A 16,056-nucleotide genomic window follows, 5' to 3' on the forward strand; every position below is an offset into this window, starting at 1 on the left:
GAGGGCTAGATGAACGGGTCCTCCTCGCTCCTGGCCTCCGGTACCGCCACGGTCCCCGCCGCCGCCCCGGACCTGATCTTGTCGAGTTCGAGGTTGGAGCGGTGGCGCGCGCAGTGGAAGCGGCAGTCCCGGCTGGGGTCGACGATGCCGCGGTCCGAGGTGCGCCAGATGTCCGCCAGGCTGTCGGTCACCGCGTCCCCGATGCGGGCTCCGGCGTTCCCCCGGTGGTACGAGCAGACGTAGACGCCCGACGGCGTCACCAGGGTGCGCAGTTCGGCGACCCGGCAGCGGTGGTAGTCCTTCTCCTGAACGGGCCCCACCCGGGTCCGCAGGGAGGTCAGGGTCGAGGAGTTGACGATCTCGAAGTGGTCGCCCGTCCACTTCTGCGCCTCGGTGAGCTGCTCCTCCACGGAGGCGAGGATGCCGGCCGGCACCTGGATGACGTGGTGGCCGTCGTCGAACATCGCCTTGGTCTCGAAGTAGTCGCACCCGATGTCGTGGGCGAGTTCGGCGGCCCGTAAGACCTCGTGGTGGTTGCCGACGACGCTCCCGTCCGGCTCCTGGCGGGTCATGACGAGGAACGAGTAGCCGAGCGCGCCCTGTTTGGCCTCGGCGAGCAGCCGCATGTTGCCGATGACCTTGTCGAAGACGCTGCGGCCCTTGCGGTCGGGCCGGAAGAGCCGGTAGGTGTCGCTGGTGCCGGCGTCGACGGAGACCCGTACCCATGAGGCGTAGGCGGCCAGTTCGGCGAGGTTCTGCCGGATCAGGGTGCCGTTGGTGACCACGCCGATGGCGATGCCGGCCTCGCCGAGGACCCGCAGCACCGTGCGGGTGCCGCGGTGGGCGAGCGGTTCACCGCCTCCGATGAGGACCACCGCCCTGACCTTCATCTCCACCAGTTCCCCGGCCAGTTCGGCGAGCCGTTCGGGGGTGAAGCGCCCTTGGTTGAGCAGCTTTCCGCTGATGCACTCCGGGCAGGCCAGGTCGCAGAAGGTCGTCGGGTCCAGGTCCACGACCAGGGGGCCGCTGGAGGGTCCTCCGGAGGCGGCTTCGAGGATCCGCGGCCAGCCGGTCGGCTGGTAGAGCTTGGACACCAGGTCGAGACGGTCGAACGTCACGTGTTCTCCTGCAAGGTCGGGTACGTGCGGAGGGTCCGTCCACCGGGGCAGCGGTGCACCGGTGAGCGCGTACGGCGAAAGTCCGGGTCATCCCTTGACCGCGCCGGTCGCCAGGCCGGCGGCGAGCCGGCGCTGGACGAGCGCGAAGAAGCCCGCCACGGGGAGCGCGGTGAGCGTGGCGCCGGCCATCAGCCCGCCGTAGTCGGTGCCGAAGCCGGTCTGGAAGGACACCAGCCAGATGCTGAGGGGCTGCTTGTCGTTGCTGGACAGCAGGACATAGGCGAGCACGTACTCGTTCCATGCCTGGACCAGGGCGTAGAGGGAGGTGGCCACCAGCCCCGGTGCGAGCAGCGGCAGGACGACTCGGCGGAAGGCGCCCAGCCGGGTGCAGCCGTCGGTCATCGCGGCCTCCTCCAGTTCGACCGGAACGGCGGCGACGAAGCCGCGCAGCAGCCAGACCGTGAAGGGGAGCACGAAGACGAGATAGGTGAGGATCACCCCGGGCAGGCTGTCGGTCAGTCCGGCGTCGCTGAGCAGCAGGTACACCGGAATGATCAGCCCGGCGAGCGGGATCATCTGGACGCCCAGGATCACCATGACCAGGGCTTTGCGCCCGGCGAACGCAAAGCGGGCGAGGGCGAATGCGGCGAGCGTGCCGATGAGCAGGGAGACGGCGACGGTCCCGGCGCCGATGAGGACGCTGGCCCGCACATTGGCCCAGAACGTCGGGGTGCCGAGGGCCCGGCGGAAGTGTTCCAGGGTCAGGTGGTCCGGCCAGAATCGCGGCGGGTCGGCATGGATCTCCTCGGCCGGGCGGAATGCGGTGAGCAGCATCCAGTAGATCGGGAATGCCATCAGCGCGCCGAAGAGCAGGCCCAGCGCATTCAGCCCGGGGCGCCGTTTCCCGCGGTGCGGGGAGTTCGGCCGTTCCCGGAGCCGCAAAACGCCCGAACTCCCGGTGCCGGGTGGTGTGTTCACTCGGTCTCCCCCAGGTGGACGAGCTGGCGGACGTAGACGACCGCGCCGCCCAGCAGCATGAGTACGGTGACGACGGCGATGGCCGCGCCCGCGCTGTAGCGGTTGACGGCGAAGGACTCGGTGAACGAATAGACCCCGAGCAGGTAGTAGTCCTTCTCGGGCTGGCCGCCGCGCATCAGCCAGATCTGGTTGAACACCCCGAAGTCCCAGATCGCGCAGAGCGAGGTGACCAGTACGGCGGTCGGTTTGATCGCCGGGAAGGTGACGTGCCGGAACAGCCGGAATCCGCGGGCGCCGTCGACGAGTGCCGCCTCCTCCCATTCCACGGGGATCTGGAGGAGCGCGGCGTGCAGGGTGATGGCGGCGAAGGGCACGGTGCCCCAGACGACGACGCCGGTGATGACGGCGAATCCCTGCCAGGGGTTCTCGAACCAGTTGTGCTTGCTGAAGTCCAGTCCGGGCAGCAGCCCCAGCAGCCAGTTGACGACGCCGTAGTCGGCGTCCGACAGCCAGCGGAAGATGGACGCCGCGACCATGATCGGCATGGCCCAGACGGCGACCAGCACTCCGGTCATGGCCGTCCGGACCCAGGGCGCCACCCGCCGCATCAGCAGCGCCACCAGCATCGACAGCGCCACTGTCGCGGTCACACAGACCGCCGTGAACAGCGCGGTGCGCCCGACGACCGTCCAGAAGAACCCGTCGGAGAGGATCGACCGGTAGTGCGCCAGTCCGGCCCAGGGCGGCGTGGCCCCGGAGAAGAGTTCGCGGCGGGTCATGTCCTGGAAGGACAGCAGTACGAGGTCGGCGAGCGGGTAGCCGAGGACGGCGGCGAGGGCGAGCACGGTCGGCGCGATCAGCAGGTAGGGCAGTACCCGCCGCCGGGCGGTGCGCCGGGCGCGCGGCTGCGGATCCGTGGTCCCCACGGCCGTCAGTTCTCGTTGATCACGGCGTCGATCCGGCGGTCCGCGGCCCGTGCCGCGTCCGCCACCGGCTGCTTCCCGGTCGCGATGTCCTGGAGCGTCTCCTGGAGGACATTGGACTTCTCCACGGCTGCCCAGCCCGGCGCCAAGGGGGTCACCCAGCCGCGCCCGGCGGCCCGCGCGGCGGGGCCGTTGACGCCGTCGGCGGCCACCTCCCGCAGCTGGGCGGTGTTGTTGGGCAGGGTGTCGGCGGCGATCAGCCGGCGCTGCGAGGTGCGGTCGGTGAACAGCCGGATCCAGTCCCGGGCGCGGTCCTGGTGGGCGGACTTGGCGGGGACGGCCAGGGTGGAGCCGCCCAGGAACGGCGGCAGCAGTCTGCCCGAGGGGCCCGGGAAGGCGAACGTGGCGAATTTTCCGCGCAGTTGCGGGCTGCCGCCCGACCTGCTGTCCGTCGCGGCCTTGGCCTCCCAGGTGTTGCCGTAGAACATGCCGACCCGGCCCTGCCCGACCACCGCCGGCTCGTCGCCGTTGTCCTTGGACCGGTCGCCCACGTAGTACGCGTCGAGCAGGTCCTTCCAGGCGGACAGGCCCTTGACGGACGCGGCGGAGGACAGCGCGCCGTGCCAGCGGCCGTCCTTTTGCACCGCGATGTCGCCGCCCGCGTCCTTGACGAATGCCATTGCCGCGTACCAGTAGCGGCCCGGCATGTAGAACGCGGAGAAATTCTTGTCGGCGGCGCCGAACTTCCGCTTCAGCTTGTCGAGATCCGCCCGCAACTCCGTATAGCTGCGCGGCGCCCGGTCCACGCCGACCTGATGGAGGAGGTCGGTGCGGTAGATACCGACCCGGGGTCCCGCGTAATACGGCACGCAGTAGGTCCTGCCGTCGTTGCGGCAGGCGTCGCGGAGCGCCCCCAGCCATTCCCCGGAATGATCGAATGCCGAGGGATCGAGTGGCGCGAACGCCCCGTTGACGAGGTAATTGGTGGTCTCGCTGTTGCCCATCTCCACCACGTCGGGGACCTGCCGCCCGGCCAGTGCCGCGTCGAGCTTCTGGTTCTTGCTGGTCCACTGCTGGTATTCCACCTTGACCCGGGTCCCGGGGTGTTTCCGGTGGAACCGGTCGTTGACCTCCGAGACCAGATCCGGCCAGCTCTCCTGGGCGTCGACGGTCAGCCACACCGTCAGGTCCCCCGACCGGTCCGCCGCGGCCCCCGGCCTGCCGCCGCCGCAGGCGGTCACCGACCCCAGTACGGCAATTGCCCCGAGCACTGCCGCTGAACGGAAGATGCGTTCGGCCATGATCTCCTCCGTCGGGGTTGTCGGAACCGGCGTGCTATCTACCCCGCGTATCCCGCCCGTCACCCCGGGGATTCTTTCCGGCCAGAAAATCCGCCGCCCCCGAATGACCGGCCGGGGAATGCAGGAACGCCCGTGCGGCAGGCCGGACCGCATTCCGATCCGGGGTTCACCACCGCAAATCCATCGGCGATTTGACGCAAAAACTCCGGTGCTCCGGAGATTCGCTCTTGACGCTGCCGCCCCCACTGCCTCACTTTTGCTCGGGTGTCTCCCACGTCCCCTATCGAAGGGTTTGCACGTGACTGAGTACGGCACGACGGCCGCAGATCCGGCCACCCGGCCGCTGAAGGTCAACTCCTGGAACGGCTGGGACCCGCTGCGGCATGTCGTCGTCGGACGCGCCGACAACACGGTCGTACAGGCCCCCGAACCAGCCGTCCAGCGGGACTTCCCCGACGACGGCTTCCCGCTGGGCACCTACGGGCCGATGCCGGCCGACATGACCGCCGAGGCCAACGAACAGCTGGACAACTTCGCCGAGTTGCTGCGCCGCCGCGGCATCCGCGTCGACCGCCCCACCCCCGTCGACTTCTCTCAGCAGGTCGGCACGCCCGACTGGACGCAGGAGTCGATGTCCGGCTGCATGCCGCCGCGCGACCTGCTGCTGACCGTCGGCAACGAGATCCTCGAAGCGACCATGTCGTACCGCAGCCGCTGGTTCGAGTACCTCTGCTACCGGCCCATCCTCCAGCGCCTCTTCGACACCGACGAGAACATGCGCTGGGAGGCGGCGCCCAAACCGCGGCTGACCGACGCCTCCTACAAGCCCGGCTTCTGGGACACCTACCACACCCTCGGTACCGAGGAGCAGCTGGCGCGGGTGCGCGACTACGACCTGGTGCTGACCGAGGCCGAGCCGCTGTTCGACGCGGCCGACATCGCGCGCTTCGGCAAGGACCTGTTCGTCCAGCTGTCGTTCGTCACCAACCGCAGCGGATACCGGTGGCTCAAGCGCCACTTCCCCGACTTCCGGGTGCACGCGGTGACCTCCACCAACACCCACCCGCTGCACATCGACGCCACCTGGGTGCCGCTCCGCCCCGGACTGGTGCTGCACTGCGGTGAGCGGCTGGCGGACGCCGAGCTGATGGAGTTCTTCCGCCGCAACGACTGGGAGATCATCGAGGCGGTGCAGCCGGCCAGTTGGGAGCACCAGCCGAGGCTGTCGTACTGCAGCCCGTGGCTCGCCGGCAACATGCTCAACCTCGACCCGAACACCCTGTGCATCGAGGAGAAGGAAGTGCCGCTGGCCGACCAGCTCTCCTCGTACGGCTTCGAGATCGTGCCGGTGCCGTTCCGCGCGGTCGGCCCGTTCGGCGGCGGACTGCACTGCGCGACCTTCGACATCGAACGCGACGGGACGTTGGAGGACTACTTCCCGCACCGCTACGGACGGTACTGACGCCGGTGCCGGACGACCGCGGGAACACCGTCCGGGGCGGCATCCGGGCCGTGATCCTCGACTTCTACGGCACCCTGGTGCGGCTGGTCGAACCGCTGCCGCCCAGCCACCGGTCGCTGTTCGCCCGCCGGGGCCTGACCGAGGCCGCCGAAAGGTGGGGCAGCCAGTGGGCGGTCGGGCCCCGGGACGGCGAGCAGCACACCGCCCACTCCGTCAGCGAACAGGCCTACCGCGCCTGGGAGGTGGACCGGCTGCGGCGCCGGGCGCGGGACTGCGGTGTCCCCGAACCGGCGGCCGGCGAACTCGCCGTGGAGCTCGACCGGGCGATGAAGGACCTCCGGCTGGCGCTCTTCGACGACGTACGGGACGCGCTGGCGGAGCTGCGCGCCCGGGGCCTGCACGTGGCGGTCTGCTCCAACTGGTACTGGGACCTGGACCGCGCCATCGAGGACGTCGGCCTGGCCGGGCTGGTGGACACCGCGGTCACCTCGGCCCGCGCCGGCGCCCGCAAACCGCATCCGCTGATCTACCGGGCGGTGCTGGAGCAGTGCCAAGTCACCGCGGGGCAGGCGCTGTTCGTCGGGGACATGTGGGAACCGGACGTCGCGGGCCCGCTGGCGTACGGGATGCGGGCCGCGCATCTGTGGCGGGCCGACCGGGCCGTCGAGGGGGCGGCCCCGCCGCTGCCGGACGGGGCCGTGCGGATCTCCTCGCTGGCCGCGCTCAGCGGTCTGGTGTAGCCGGGCCGGCCAGCCGGTCCAGCACGTTCCGGGTCACCCGGACGACCCCGGGGTCCAGTTCACGGCCGCAGACCACCGGCCAGTCGGTGGTCCCGGCCGTGAACACCGTGCCCCCGGCGGTGTAGAGCCCCATCGTGGCGGCGCGCGGGGAGGTGATCGCCCCCTCGCGCTCCGGGCAGTTCCAGTGCCCCCATTTCAGGTGGTGAAAGTCGTCGTGCACCGGATCCAGGAGGTAGATCCCCAGGATGAGGAAGGACTCCGGAGTGCCGTCCACCCCGGTGGCGCGGGCCACGCCGTCCGCGTCCGTGGCGAAGGCCGCGCCATCGCACTCGTAGCCGATCAGCGCGGTCCCGGCGCCCAGGGCGTCCTGGGTACCGCCGTCCGAGCCGTCCCGCAGGCCGGTCCCCTCGTAGACCCAGTGGTCGGCGTGCTGCACCCGGTACCCCTCGCGGGGCCGGTCGCCGGGCCAGTCCCCCGGCCACATCCCGCCGTTGCGGAAGCTGACGCCGGTGAGCGCGTTTTCCGGCTCCCCGACCCCGTCCGGCGGCGCCGGCCACCACAGGTCGGTCGCCGGAAGATGCGGGTACTCCGTGCCGACATGGTGGTCGGTGTCCGAGACGAACGCGCTGTTGCCGTCCACCGGATGCACCCGCCACCAGCAGGTGTTGGCGCTGAAGAACGCCACGTTCCCGCCGCCGCGCACGAACTCCGCCGCATGGGCGCGCATCGCCGCGCTCCAGTACTCGTCGTGCCCGACGCTCAGCAGCAGCCGGTAGGGGGAGAGCAGCCCCGGCTCCTCGTGGAGGTCGAGGTCGGTGCAGTACTCGACCTCGTAACCGCTGCGTTCCAGCCAGGCGATGAACGGGGCGTCCCAGTAGGCGAGGTCGTTGACGCCGCCGGGCCGGTGCAGGCTGAGCTGATGGCCGCGGGGCCGGTCGGCGCCCCCCTCCTGATAGACGGGGTGGTCGTAGAGGCTGGCGGCCCGCCGGACGTCGGCGCGGTCCCCGCAGTTGTAGGCGTGCCGGGTGTACGTCGACTTCTTGTACAGAATGCGGGCTCCGCTCGCACCGGGATGCCGCGGCCGGACGACGAAGAACTCCCGGCCGAAACCCGCGATCCCCGCATCGGCCGGCAGCGGAACGTCCCGGGCCCGGCGCTCCGCCCCCTCGGCACTCCCCTCCTCCTCGGCACTCCCCTCCTCCTCGACGAACCGGGCGAGATAGATCCCCGGCGGCCAGTCGGCGGGAATTCCGTGCTCGTACGGCGGCCAGTCCCAGTCCACGGCCGGGGAGGCATGCTCCGGGACGCCGTCCGGATGCGGCGGCGGAGCGGCCGGGACGCCCGGATACGGGCCGGTCTCCGCCATGAAGGAGAGTTCCCGTCCCAACCGGTAGAAACGGACCCGGAATTCTCCGGCATCCGTCGACACATGAAACTTGAGACGCCGTCCGGCTATCACACTCTCACGATCCATATATCCCTCGATCACCCGCGTCATGCTAGGTGCGGAACCGGTCCGCAACAACGAAAATTCCGGCCAATGGAGGCAGCCAATGGGCAGTGAATTCCGGGCAAGGGAACTGGTACTGGGCATTGAGGGGCTGGCCCTGCTACGGCATGCGATGGACGCCGACGAGGAATTCATCGCGGCCCGCCTGGCGGAAATCCGCGCTTACGCAGACGGCACGGCCGCCGCCCTCCCCGACCGCAGGAAGCCGGTCAGCGAACTCGGCGCCGCGGACGGCTACGCCTCCTGGTCCGCCGTCTACGACTCGCTGCCGAGCTCCTACATCGAGGTCGAGGAGCCGATCCTGCACGGCCTGCTGGACCGCGGCCCGGTCGGCACCGCCCTGGACGCGGCCTGCGGCACCGGCCGCCAGACCGCCGCCCTGACCGCCCGCGGCTACCGCACCATCGGCGTCGACCAGTCACCCGAAATGCTCGCGCACGCCCAGCGGAAAGTCCCCGCCGCGGAATTCCGCCAGGGCCGTCTGGAAAAACTCCCGCTGGACGACGACAGCGTCGACCTGGCCGTCTGCTCCCTCGCCCTGACCCATCTCCCGGACCTCTCCGCGGGTATCGGCGAACTGGCCCGGGTGGTCCGCCCCGGCGGCCGGGTCGTCGTCTCCGACCTGCACCCGTTCGTCATCTCCCTCCAGGGCCAGTGCCTTTTCGTCCACGACACCGACCGACTGGCATTCGTCCGCAACCACGTCCACCTCCCCGGCAGCTATCTCTCCGCATTCTCCGCCGCCGGGCTGACCGTACGGGAATGCCACGAACCGGTCTTCAACGGGCGGCTGGCACCCGGCGGTTACGAGGAATCCGTCGCGGACGCCGCCCGCGCCGCCTGGGAGGGAATCCCCCTGGTCGTCATCTGGGCCGCCGAAAAGCCCGCACAGGACGCCGCATGACGGCCGCCTTCGTGCACCATTCCGAGCGCCCCGAACTCTGGGACCGCATCAGCAGCGAATTCGCCGGCATCGTCCCCGAATACAACCTGCACGGCGACATCAACGCGGGCTTCTGGAACCGGCTCTTCTCCGACTTCGCCGACCACCAGTTCCTCCTCCACGACCCGGACACCGACACCGTCCTCGGCGCCGGCCGCACCCTCCCGCGCACCTGGGACGGCACCCCCGAGGGCCTCGGCACCGGCCTCGACGCATCCATCGAGGCGGCGTTCCGCGACCACGACGCGGGGGCCGCGCCGGACGCCCTGTGCGCCCTCGGCATCGAGATCCCGCGCGCCCACCAGGGCAAGGGCCACTCCACCCGCCTCCTCGGGCACATGGCCGACATGGCCCGCGCCGCCGGCCTCTCCCACGTCATCGTCCCGGTCCGCCCCACCTGGAAGGACCGCTACCCCCTCGTCCCCATCGAGCGCTACGCGTCCTGGACCCGACCCGACGGCGCCCCCTTCGACCCCTGGATCCGCACCCAGGTGCGCCAGGGCGGCACCATCGCCGCCGCCGTGGCGCAGTCCTCCCGCATCACCGGCACGGTCGCCGAATGGGAGTCCTGGACCGGCCTGGCCTTCCCCGACGACGGCACCTATGTCTTCCCCGGCGGCCTGGACACCCTCCACATCGACCACACCCGCGACCGGGGCGCGTACTGGGAGCCCTGCGTCTGGATCACCCACGACGTCCGCACACCCACACCCGCCCCTTAGGACCCACCCGGCAGGCCATCGCCGGGCCCTGGCGCACGCCCCCAGCAGCAGCCCCCGCCCCGTCGCTCGGGCGGCAGTCCCGCGGGGCCGACCGTGGACGCCGCCGCGGCCAGGACCGGCGCGCCGGCACCTGCCGCCAGCCGGATCCAGGCCCGCTGCGGCACGTGCCGGCGCGCGGCGTCCCCTGCCTGCCGCCCCGGCGGCAGGCAGGGGATCCCCAGCTCGTCCGCGAACGCCGCCCCGACCAGCCGCCGCACCCCGCCGCCGGGTCCGCGGGCCGGTGCCGCCGCACCACCTCGCCCCGTCCGCCCCGGCGAACACCGTCCGGATCCCACCGCCCGCGGACCGGGTGACCGCGCCGCCGGACCGAAGGCGGTACCTCGACCGCATGAAAAAAGGGCCCTCGCGTTTTCCGCAAGGGCCCTTCCTGCCGTGTTCTCACCTGGCCAGATCGTTTCTGCGGTACCAGGCTGCGGTGGGGCGGGTGGGACTCGAACCCACGGCCGACGGATTATGAGTCCGCTGCTCTAACCGGCTGAGCTACCGCCCCCTCACGGCGCGTCGCGCACATTTGTGCGCGCCGTCTGCCGCAGCATAGCCGCTCATACGATCTGCTGCCCGTGCGGGCTGCCGTCGGGCGACCTTGCCTGCCCAAAAGGACTTCGGTCACCCGTGGTTCGGTTCCCGGACACAAGAAAAAGGACCCCTTCCGGGGTCCTCGTTCTTTCTGCTCCCCCGACTGGACTCGAACCAGTAACCCTCCGGTTAACAGCCGAATGCTCTGCCAATTGAGCTACAGGGGACCGAGCTCCCCCGACTGGACTCGAACCAGTAACCTGCCGGTTAACAGCCGGCTGCTCTGCCAATTGAGCTACAGGGGATTGCTCTGTGTGCCTCGAATGCATCGCTGTCCGGGCTTCCGGACGGCGGGCGCTCGCTGCGACACATACATTAGCGCAAGCAGGGGGGTGCTCCGCCAATCGGTATCGCCTCAGGTCGCCGCAGGTGATCTCCGGCGCCGGGGGGCAGGTGCGCAGCCCGGCGGTCCGCTGCCTCCCGGCACCGGACGGGGATCGAGCGGCAAGGGAAAGGTGGAGCGATGCGCTACCGGCTCACGTTCATCGCGGGACTGGCGGTGGGATATGTGCTCGGCACGCGGGCCGGCCGGGAGCGGTACGAGCAGCTGCGGAAGGGCGCGCTGCGGATCGCGCAGAACCCCGCGGTCCGCAACACCGCCGAGTCCGCCGCGCTGACCGGGCGGCAGACCGCGACCAAGGTGTTCGGGACGGTTTCCGCGAAGGTCGAGGGACGGCTGCCCGCTCCGGTCGCCGAGCGGGTGCGGTCGCTGCGCGAGCAGCGCGCGAACGACGAGGACGACTGGGGCACCAGCAACACGTGAGGTGCCGGATGTGCCCGGGCCCCTGCCGGGCAAACCCTGACTCTCTCCCCATGCGTCCCATGGGGCATCATCTGGGGCCATGGGGATAGTCGCCGGGTTGGACAGTTCGTCCGAGAGCACACGGATCGTGGTCTGCGATGCGGACACGGGTGCCGTCGTCAGGCAGGGGTACGCACCGCACCCCGTCGAGAAGGGGCCCGAGGTCGATCCTCAGGCGTGGCTGATCTCACTCGGCGAGGCCGCGGGGAACGGGCTGCTGGAAGGCGTGCAGGCCATCGGGGTCACCGCGCAGCAGCACGGGCTGGTACCGCTGGACGCCGACGGGAACCTCGTCCGGCCGGCGCTGGTGGGCAACGACAAGCGGGCGCAGAGCGCGGCGGCGGATCTGGTGGATTCGCTGGGCGGTCGGTCCGCATGGGCGCAGGCCGTGGGGTCGGTGCCGCAGGCGGGGCACCCGGTGACCAAGCTGCGCTGGCTGGCGCGTACCGAGCCGGCGAACGCGGCCCGGATCGCGGAGGTCATGCAGCCGCACGACTGGCTGGCCTGGCAGCTGCTGGGCCGGCCGGCGCGGCGGACGACGGACCGGGGCGGGGCCTCGGCGACCGGTTTCTGGTCGGCGGCGAGCGGTACGTACCGACCGGACCTGGTGGAGTTGGCGCTGGGACATCAGGTGCGGCTCCCGGAGGTGCTGGGCCCGTCGGGCACGGCGGGTTTCACGCCGGAGGGGCTGCTGATCTCGGCCGGTACCGGCGAGACGATGGCCGCGTCCTTCGGGCTGGGGGTCGGCGTGGGCGACGCGGTGGTGTCGCTGGGCGCCTCGGGTTCGGTGTTCGGCATCCACGACGAGCCGCTGGCCGATCCGTCCGGGACGATCACCTCGTTCGCGGACGCGACCGGGCGGCATCTGCCGGTGGTGCACACCACCAACGCGGTGCGGGTGCTGCGCGGTGCGGCGGAGATGCTCGGTACGGATCTTGCGGGGCTGTCCGATCTGGCGCTGAAGTCGTCGCCGGGCGCGTACGGCATGGTGCTGCTGCCCTATCTGGAGGGCGAGCGGACGCCTCATCTGCCGCACACCGCCGGGTCGTTGCACGGGATGCGCCGGGAGAGCATGAAGCCGGAGCACCTGGCGCGGGCGGCCGTGGAGGGCATGCTGTGCGGGCTCGCGGACGCGCTGGACGTGCTGCGCGGGCGGGGCGTGGCGATCCGCCGGGTGTTCCTGCTGGGCGCGGCGGCCGAGCTGGGCGCGGTGCAGGCCGCGGCGCCGGGGCTGTTCGGGGCGCAGGTCGTGGTGCCGCAGCCGGCCGACTACGCGGCGCTGGGCGCGGCCCGGCAGGCGGCCTGGGCGTGGAACGCGGCGCACCGCACGGGCACCCCGGCCGCCGGTGGGGACGGCGGGTCGGGGTACGTGGAGCCTCCGCAGTGGCCGGCGGCGGCGAGCCAGGTCTTCGAGCCGGGCGAGGAGCTGCCGGTCTGGCAGGCCGTGCGCCAGCAGTACGCGGCGGTGCGCGACGAGGCTCATCCGGGGGCGTTCCAGTGGGAGGGCTGACCGGACCGCGGCGCTGCCGTACGGGGCGCCTGGGTTCGGCGCGGGCTCAGTCGAGGTAGCCGCGGAGCTGGTCGGCGAAGGCGTGGTCGCGGAGCTTGTTGAGGGTCTTGGACTCGATCTGCCGTATCCGTTCGCGGGTGACGCCGAAGATCCGGCCGATCTCCTCCAGGGTGCGGGGGCGGCCGTCGGCCAGGCCGTAGCGGAGCTGGACGACCTTGCGCTCGCGTTCGCCGAGGGTGGAGAGGACCGCGTCGAGGTGCTCGCGGAGCAGCAGGAACGCGGCGGACTCGACGGGTGAGGCGGCGTCGCCGTCCTCGATGAGGTCGCCCAGGGCGACGTCCTCCTCCTCGCCCACGGGGGCGTGCAGGGAGACCGGTTCCTGGGCGAGCCGCAGCACCTCGCTGACGCGTTCCTCGGTGAGGTCGAGGCTGGCGGCGACCTCCTCGGGCGTCGGTTCGTAGCCGCGCTCCTGGAGCATCCGGCGCTGGACCCGTACGACGCGGTTGATCAGCTCGACGACATGGACCGGGACGCGGATGGTGCGGGCCTGGTCGGCGAGGGCGCGGGACATGGCCTGGCGGATCCACCAGGTCGCGTAGGTGGAGAACTTGTAGCCGCGGGCGTAGTCGAACTTCTCGACGGCGCGGATCAGTCCGAGGTTTCCCTCCTGGACGAGGTCGAGCATGGTCAGCCCGCGGCCGACGTAGCGCTTGGCGACGGAGACCACGAGGCGGAGGTTGGCCTCGATGAGGCGGCGCTTGGCCATCCGTCCCAGGACCACCAACTTGTCCAGGTCGTAGGCGAGTTGGGAGTCCAGGTCGGGGGTTCCGGTGAGCTTCTCCTCGGCGAACAGGCCGGCCTCGACGCGGCGGGCGAGCTCGACCTCCTCGGCGGCGGTGAGCAGCGGGATCCGGCCGATCTCGCGGAGGTACTGGCGGAAGAGGTCGGAGGACGGGCTGCCGGTCCCGGGGCGGGGCGGCGGCTCCGGGGTGATCTCCTCCAGGAGCTTTTCCGCTGCGGGGGGTTCGGGCTGCTGCGGGACCGTGACCTGACCGGTCAGCAGGTCGGCGTCCGCCGGGGTGGCCGGCGGGGTGGCCGGTGTGCCGCCGGCCGGTGCGTCGGGGAGGGTCTGGGTCTGCACGGGGGCGACCTCCAGGGTGATCGCGTCTGGGGCGGCAGAAAGCCCGGGAACGGTCGCGGCCGAGCCGCCGTCCGTCCCGTACGTCACGAACGGCTGCGCGGCGGACTCACGGCGCGTACGGGGGTGCGTACGACCGGGTGTGCCGCGCTCCGAGGACTCAGGCACCGTTCCTCAGTGTGGAGTACGACACACTCCCGCCACGAGGGGCGTGCGGGCACTTTTTGAGTCCGGTCCGTGACCGGACGGCTACCGGGAGGTGCTGAGGTGGCCCGGGCGGCGGTGCTACAGGGCCGCGTAGCCGCGCTCGCGGAGGGCCTGGCCGTACTGCTGGAGGACCCAGAGCTCGTTCTGGACGGCGGCCAGGTGCTCGGGGTCGGCGCGCGGGCCCAGGCGCTGGAGGGTGCCGCGGATCTCGGTGACCCGCTGGTTGACGGCGGCGAGGCGGACGGCGACCAACTGGACGCCGGCGTACGCCTCGTCGGGATCGCGGCGGGTGTGCAGCGGCTCCACGGCGAGCTCGGTGACCATGGCGCGGACGGTGTCGTCGGGCGCCGCCTCGCGGACCCGGGGGACATAGCCGCTGTCGGCGGCGCCGGCCGCGGCTCCGCCGGCGTCCTCGATGCACTGGCGGACCACGGCGTAGGGCGGCGCGGTGAACTCGTCCGCGCCGTATGCGTCGAAGGCCGGGGAGACCAGGTCGGGGCGCTGGAGGGCGAGCTTGAGCAGCTCCCGCTCGACGCGGTGGGCGGGGCTGCGGAGATTGAGGGCGGGGCCGCCGGCGCCGGGCGCGGGGCGCTGCTGCTCAGGGGCCTGGGCCGGGCCGCGGTGCTGCGGGCGGCCCTGGCCGGGGCCGCCGCCGTCGCGCCCGCGCTCCCGGGCCCAGCGGGCGAGCTGGCCGACCCGGCGGACGACGAACTGGGTGTCCAGGATGCCGAGCATGCCGGCCAGCTGGACGGCGGATTCGTGCTGGATGGAGCTGTTCTTGATGTTCGCCACGATGGGGGCCGCCTCGTCCAGGGCGGCGGCCCGGCCGACGGTGGTGTCCAGGTTGTGCCGGGAGACGACGTGGCGCAGGGCGAACTCGAAGAGCGGGGTGCGGGACTCGACGAGGTCGGCGACCGCCTGGTCGCCCTTGGCGAGCCGCAGGTCGCAGGGGTCCATGCCGCCGGGGGTGATGGCGATGGAGGTCTCGGCGGCGAACTTCTGGTCGTCCTCGAAGGCGCGCAGGGCGGCCTTCTGGCCGGCGGCGTCGCCGTCGAAGGTGAAGACGACCTCGGAGCCGGAGTTGTCCATCAGCAGGCGGCGGAGGATCTTGATGTGGCCCTCGCCGAAGGCGGTGCCGCAGGTGGCGAGGGCAGTGGTGATGCCGGCCAGATGGCAGGCCATGACGTCGGTGTAGCCCTCGACGACCACCGCGCGGCTGGTCTTGGCGATCTCCTTCTTGGCGAGGTCGATGCCGTACAGGACCTGGGACTTGCGGTAGATCGGGGTCTCGGGGGTGTTCAGGTACTTCGGGCCGTTGTCGTCGTCGCGGAGCTTGCGGGCGCCGAAGCCGACGACCTCGCCGGCGATGTCGCGGATGGGCCACATCAGACGGCCGCGGAAACGGTCGATGGGGCCGCGGCGGCCCTCCTGGGAGAGGCCGGAGAGGACCAGCTCCTGGTCGCTGAAACCGCGACCGCGCAGGAAGCGGGTGAGGTGGTCCCAGCCGGCGGGGCTGTAGCCGACGCCGAAGTGCTGGGCGGCGGCCTGGTCGAAGCCGCGCTCGGCGAGGAACTTCCGGCCGATCTCGGCCTCGGGGGAGTCCAGCTGATCCACGTAGAACTGGGCGGCGGCCTTGTGGGCCTCCACGAGGCGGGTGCGCTCGCCCTGCTGGCGGCCGGGGGTGTAGCCGCCCTCCTCGTACCGGAGGGTGATGCCGGCCTGGGAGGCGAGGCGCTCGATGGTCTCGGCGAAGGAGAGGTGGTCGATCTTCATGACGAAGTCGACGGTGTCGCCGCCCTCCTGGCAGCCGAAGCAGTGGTAGAGCCCCTTGGCCGGGCTCACGTGGAAGGACGGGGACTTCTCGTCGTGAAAGGGGCACAGGCCCTTGAGATTGCCGCCGCCGGCGTTGCGGAGCTGGAGGTACTCGGACACGACGGCGTCGATCGGGACCGCGTCCCGCACCGCCTTCACATCGTCATCGTTGATCCTGCCTGCCACGCGTGAATTCTACGGTGGAGGTCGGACAACGCCGGGCGGGCCGGGTGGGGGCCGGGGCGCCCCGACGC

13 protein-coding genes and 3 tRNA genes are annotated in these 16,056 nt (G+C 71.5%); 6 read left to right on the plus strand and 10 right to left on the minus strand.

Annotated features, from left to right (window positions below):
* Nucleotides 1-5: 5 nt before the first annotated feature.
* From IEZ17_RS11120 to IEZ17_RS11135, 4 genes are all read right to left on the minus strand, one after another.
* On the minus strand, nt 6-1,118 hold the full coding sequence (locus IEZ17_RS11120; RefSeq protein ID WP_189299022.1) for a radical SAM protein: 1,113 nt from the start codon (nt 1,116-1,118) through the stop codon (nt 6-8).
* An 87-nt stretch (nt 1,119-1,205) separates the two neighbouring features.
* Nucleotides 1,206-2,096, minus strand: a complete 891-nt coding sequence (locus tag IEZ17_RS11125) for a carbohydrate ABC transporter permease (protein ID WP_373299784.1) — start codon at nt 2,094-2,096, stop codon at nt 1,206-1,208.
* Nucleotides 2,093-3,022 (minus strand): carbohydrate ABC transporter permease, encoded by a 930-nt coding sequence (locus tag IEZ17_RS11130; RefSeq protein WP_229852149.1) that lies wholly within the window; start codon nt 3,020-3,022, stop codon nt 2,093-2,095. Before IEZ17_RS11130 ends, IEZ17_RS11125 begins: the two co-directional genes overlap by 4 nt.
* A gap of 5 nt (nt 3,023-3,027) precedes the next feature.
* Nucleotides 3,028-4,320 (minus strand): extracellular solute-binding protein, encoded by a 1,293-nt coding sequence (locus IEZ17_RS11135; RefSeq protein WP_189299025.1) that lies wholly within the window; start codon nt 4,318-4,320, stop codon nt 3,028-3,030.
* 298 nt (nt 4,321-4,618) lie between these two features.
* Here IEZ17_RS11135 and IEZ17_RS11140 point away from each other — a divergent pair, with 298 nt between their 5' ends.
* Nucleotides 4,619-5,782: a serine/threonine protein kinase gene (locus tag IEZ17_RS11140; RefSeq protein ID WP_189299027.1), complete on the plus strand. Its 1,164-nt coding sequence runs from the start codon at nt 4,619-4,621 to the stop codon at nt 5,780-5,782.
* A 5-nt stretch (nt 5,783-5,787) separates the two neighbouring features.
* A complete protein-coding gene (locus tag IEZ17_RS11145) occupies nt 5,788-6,522 on the plus strand; it encodes an HAD family hydrolase (RefSeq protein ID WP_189299029.1) in 735 nt (244 codons plus the stop codon).
* Here the strand turns inward: IEZ17_RS11145 and IEZ17_RS11150 are convergent.
* On the minus strand, nt 6,506-7,951 hold the full coding sequence (locus tag IEZ17_RS11150) for a N,N-dimethylformamidase beta subunit family domain-containing protein (RefSeq protein WP_229852150.1): 1,446 nt from the start codon (nt 7,949-7,951) through the stop codon (nt 6,506-6,508). The two genes, IEZ17_RS11145 and IEZ17_RS11150, sit on opposite strands and share 17 nt — an antisense overlap.
* A gap of 124 nt (nt 7,952-8,075) precedes the next feature.
* Between IEZ17_RS11150 and IEZ17_RS11155 the strand changes: the two genes are divergently transcribed.
* Both IEZ17_RS11155 and IEZ17_RS11160 read left to right on the plus strand, forming a co-directional pair.
* Nucleotides 8,076-8,936, plus strand: coding sequence for a class I SAM-dependent methyltransferase (locus tag IEZ17_RS11155; RefSeq protein ID WP_189299031.1), 861 nt, complete (start codon nt 8,076-8,078; stop codon nt 8,934-8,936).
* Complete coding sequence (locus IEZ17_RS11160; RefSeq protein WP_189299033.1) at nt 8,933-9,697, plus strand: N-acetyltransferase; 765 nt, start codon at nt 8,933-8,935, stop codon at nt 9,695-9,697. Before IEZ17_RS11155 ends, IEZ17_RS11160 begins: the two co-directional genes overlap by 4 nt.
* Before the next feature lie 476 nt (nt 9,698-10,173).
* On the opposite strand, the gene IEZ17_RS11165 is transcribed toward IEZ17_RS11160, so the two are convergent.
* The 3 genes from IEZ17_RS11165 to IEZ17_RS11175 all read right to left on the minus strand — a co-directional run bounded on the left by IEZ17_RS11165 (nt 10,174) and on the right by IEZ17_RS11175 (nt 10,578).
* Nucleotides 10,174-10,247 (minus strand) — tRNA-Ile (locus IEZ17_RS11165).
* Nucleotides 10,248-10,427: 180 nt separating this feature from the next.
* Nucleotides 10,428-10,500, minus strand: a tRNA-Asn gene (locus tag IEZ17_RS11170).
* A 5-nt stretch (nt 10,501-10,505) separates the two neighbouring features.
* Nucleotides 10,506-10,578: transfer RNA gene (locus IEZ17_RS11175), tRNA-Asn, on the minus strand.
* 218 nt (nt 10,579-10,796) lie between these two features.
* On the opposite strand from IEZ17_RS11175, the gene IEZ17_RS11180 reads away from it, so the two are divergent.
* Both IEZ17_RS11180 and IEZ17_RS11185 read left to right on the plus strand, forming a co-directional pair.
* Nucleotides 10,797-11,096 carry a YtxH domain-containing protein gene (locus IEZ17_RS11180; protein WP_189299035.1) on the plus strand — a complete coding sequence of 100 codons (300 nt, stop codon included), beginning with the start codon at nt 10,797-10,799 and terminating at the stop codon, nt 11,094-11,096.
* Between the two features lie 79 nt (nt 11,097-11,175).
* The gene (locus IEZ17_RS11185) at nt 11,176-12,645 is read left to right on the plus strand and encodes an FGGY family carbohydrate kinase (RefSeq protein ID WP_189299037.1); all 1,470 of its coding nucleotides are present in this window, start codon (nt 11,176-11,178) and stop codon (nt 12,643-12,645) included.
* Between the two features lie 46 nt (nt 12,646-12,691).
* Here IEZ17_RS11185 and IEZ17_RS11190 read toward each other — a convergent pair whose 3' ends face one another.
* Entirely contained in the window at nt 12,692-13,951 is a 1,260-nt protein-coding gene (locus IEZ17_RS11190; RefSeq protein ID WP_229852151.1) for an RNA polymerase sigma factor, read from the minus strand.
* 117 nt (nt 13,952-14,068) lie between these two features.
* Complete coding sequence (gene dnaG / locus IEZ17_RS11195; RefSeq protein ID WP_189299039.1) at nt 14,069-15,988, minus strand: DNA primase; 1,920 nt, start codon at nt 15,986-15,988, stop codon at nt 14,069-14,071.
* Nucleotides 15,989-16,056 lie beyond the last annotated feature (68 nt).

Source organism: Streptomyces albospinus, assembly GCF_014648695.1.
GTDB classification, from domain to species: Bacteria; Actinomycetota; Actinomycetes; order Streptomycetales; family Streptomycetaceae; genus Streptomyces; species Streptomyces albospinus.

Bases quoted from the DNA above. Each gene is read 5' to 3' on its own strand.
- IEZ17_RS11160 (WP_189299033.1), top strand. From the start codon at position 8,933: ATGACGGCCGCCTTCGTGCACCATTCCGAGCGCCCCGAACTCTGGGAC.
- IEZ17_RS11135 (WP_189299025.1), bottom strand. From the start codon at position 4,320: ATGGCCGAACGCATCTTCCGTTCAGCGGCAGTGCTCGGGGCAATTGCC.
- IEZ17_RS11155 (WP_189299031.1), top strand. From the start codon at position 8,076: ATGGGCAGTGAATTCCGGGCAAGGGAACTGGTACTGGGCATTGAGGGG.
- IEZ17_RS11185 (WP_189299037.1), top strand. From the start codon at position 11,176: ATGGGGATAGTCGCCGGGTTGGACAGTTCGTCCGAGAGCACACGGATC.
- IEZ17_RS11180 (WP_189299035.1), top strand. From the start codon at position 10,797: ATGCGCTACCGGCTCACGTTCATCGCGGGACTGGCGGTGGGATATGTG.